Source organism: Mesorhizobium sp. M4B.F.Ca.ET.089.01.1.1, assembly GCF_004022605.1.
In the GTDB taxonomy this organism is placed as follows: Bacteria; Pseudomonadota; Alphaproteobacteria; order Rhizobiales; family Rhizobiaceae; genus Mesorhizobium; species Mesorhizobium abyssinicae.
In genome coordinates, this window is the sequence record NZ_RZOS01001540.1 from 1 (window position 1) to 402 (window position 402).

Sequence of the window (402 nt, forward strand, 5' to 3'; positions counted from 1 at the left end):
CTTCATGACTTGGAATTCCCCGAGCTGACGGGCTCAGCTTCGCGCTTACGATTAAAGCACAGAAGAACGAGAAAACACGAGTCAGATCTGTACTGACTGCTGAGCGCCAACGAGCCAAATCGGGCGATCCTCGAATGCTGGGTCCATTGCGAGCCGTTCGCACAGCGTTTGCCACAGAGGATCGCTGGCGAACGCCGTCAAGCTGCCCCATGCCTTGTTCAAAGGCATGTCACCATAGCAGTCGATCAACTGGTCGAAACCGGACGAACCAAACTGCGCAAGCAGACCGAACGGATCGAAAGGCCCAGGCGAGATCGTGCGGTGCCCCCACATACCCGCCTCTTCATCGGACTCTAGCGAGGCGGCTAAGCTACGATGTGCATGTGACGGAAAGTCGTAGAG

Annotated in this window: 1 pseudogene; it reads right to left on the bottom strand. The window is 56.7% G+C overall.

The features are described 5' to 3' along the window. Positions 1–81: 81 nt before the first annotated feature. Positions 82–402 (bottom strand): annotated as a pseudogene (locus EN780_RS38195) (hypothetical protein); the annotation flags it as partial.